This window comes from Collinsella aerofaciens (assembly GCF_039752985.1).
Classification (GTDB): domain Bacteria; phylum Actinomycetota; class Coriobacteriia; order Coriobacteriales; family Coriobacteriaceae; genus Collinsella; species Collinsella aerofaciens_BT.
Genome location: NZ_JBDMHA010000129.1, coordinates 1 through 1,735, shown reverse-complemented (window position 1 = coordinate 1,735; position 1,735 = coordinate 1). Strand labels below are relative to the sequence as shown.

Annotated in this window: 2 protein-coding genes and 1 pseudogene; all 3 read left to right on the top strand. The window is 55.9% G+C overall.

Annotated elements, in window-relative coordinates; all coding sequences use genetic code 11:
* The first annotated feature begins 13 nt into the window (after positions 1-13).
* Positions 14-175 carry a UTRA domain-containing protein gene (locus ABHR76_RS09985; RefSeq protein ID WP_346977644.1) on the top strand — a complete coding sequence of 54 codons (162 nt, stop codon included), beginning with the start codon at positions 14-16 and terminating at the stop codon, positions 173-175.
* Between the two features lie 193 nt (positions 176-368).
* Complete coding sequence (locus ABHR76_RS09980; protein ID WP_138113435.1) at positions 369-1,484, top strand: SIS domain-containing protein; 1,116 nt, start codon at positions 369-371, stop codon at positions 1,482-1,484.
* A 60-nt stretch (positions 1,485-1,544) separates the two neighbouring features.
* A pseudogene (locus ABHR76_RS09975) lies at positions 1,545-1,735 on the top strand (SIS domain-containing protein); the annotation flags it as partial.

Here is a 1,735-nt window from a genome sequence, read left to right as displayed (position 1 = left end):
GGAAAAGCTCGATATCGAGGCACTGGGCGCACGAGATGCCGGCCTCCTTGGACTGGAACAGGGCGATCTTGTTTTGCTTTTGGAATGCGTGAGCTATGACGCGAGCGGTCAGGCTATCGAGTATGTAAAGTCCTTCAATCGTGGCGATACGGGCGGCTACACCTATACGTACTAGCTGGGGCTTTGCATCGCGCGCGGTAACAGCCGGTCTGTTTGGGCAATTTGACCGACTGTATATACAACCTTACATGGCTCAAAATCGACCGTTCGCCGAAGGGGATAAATTAATCGACAAAGAGGTATCAAAAAGCCGTAACCTGTAACTGTGATTGGTATCAAATACTAATGATTTGTAACGAGGTGAGACGATGAAGATGCTCGATTACGTTCAGCTTGCCCATGTGCGTATGGGGGAGAACCTCGAGCGTTCGTCTGAGCTGGTAGCGCAGCTCGTTGATATTTTCCAGTCCGGTTCTTTTGACGCACTGCGCATCGTTGCTTCGGGTTCGTCGCGCCATGCTGCGGATTGCACCCGCGATTTCCTGCAAGATACGCTGCAGATGCAGGTGTCCGTTGTGACGCCCGAGGCCTTCGTCGATTTTGAACACACCTATCCACAGCATGCGCTCAACATTGCCGTTTCGCAGAGTGGCTATTCGACCAATACGATCGCGGCTCTTGATTACATGCGCGCACACGATATGGCTGCAGTTGCGCTCACGGCAAACGTCGAGGCACCCATCAAGGAACACGCCGACATCGTTCTTGACTACGGTGTGGGTGTCGAGTCGGTGGACTTTGTGACTCTGGGCGTCGAGGTTCTCGTTGAGTACCTGGTGCTCTTTGGTATTTACGGCGGTCAGGCGCGCGGAACGATTGACGCCAAGGGCGTTGCTCAGCGTCTTGATGGCCTGCGCGAGGCTATCCAGGCTAATGCCGTGATGTGCAAGACCGCCGAGGCATATGTCCAAGACCACATGCTCGAGCTTTCTGAGCACACGCCCGCTATGGTCGTCGGCAACGGCCCCAACTACGGTGTTGCCGAGGAGGCGGCGCTCAAACTGAGCGAGACCATCAAGATTCCTGCCATGCATCACGAAGGCGAGGAGTTCGTCCACGGTCCCGAGATGCAGATTGTTCCGGGCTACCTGGTGTTTATTGTCGACGATCCGCAGGGGTCGGAGCGTCTTGCGAATATCGCCGATGCGCTATCGAACGTGACGGCAAAAACGGTGCTGCTCACGGCCCATCCCAAGGGTAGGGCTCACGAGGTTGTGGTGCCTCAGGTGGCTCCGCTGCTCAGTGCAATTCCCAATCTCGTGTTCTTCCAGACGATTGCGGCAATAATCGCCGAGCGTCTGAAGTCATGGGACGTTCACCCGTATCTCGATGCTGTCTCCAAGCAAATGGAGGTCAAGGCGGAGGGCTACGAAGAGTCAGTCAATGCGCTTAAGGCCAAAGCGGCCGAGTGTTACGGAATGTAAGCGGGTTTTGATGCCCGTTGGCATGGGGGATGTGGAAACAACCCCAGAAAGGAGAGACAAATGAAGGAAACCGAGAAGATCGAGATCATGCATTTCGACCAGGAGGGCTATCTCGAGGACGGCAAGGCGCTCTACGAGACCGGCAAGAAGATGACCGCGCTCGCCGACAAGGTTGCCGACGAGGGCTACGACGCCGTGTTCCTGATGGGCGTCGGCGGCACCTGGGACGAGCTCATGCAGCTCGAGTACCT

Bases quoted from the DNA above. Each gene is read 5' to 3' on its own strand.
- ABHR76_RS09980 (WP_138113435.1), top strand. From the start codon at position 369: ATGAAGATGCTCGATTACGTTCAGCTTGCCCATGTGCGTATGGGGGAG.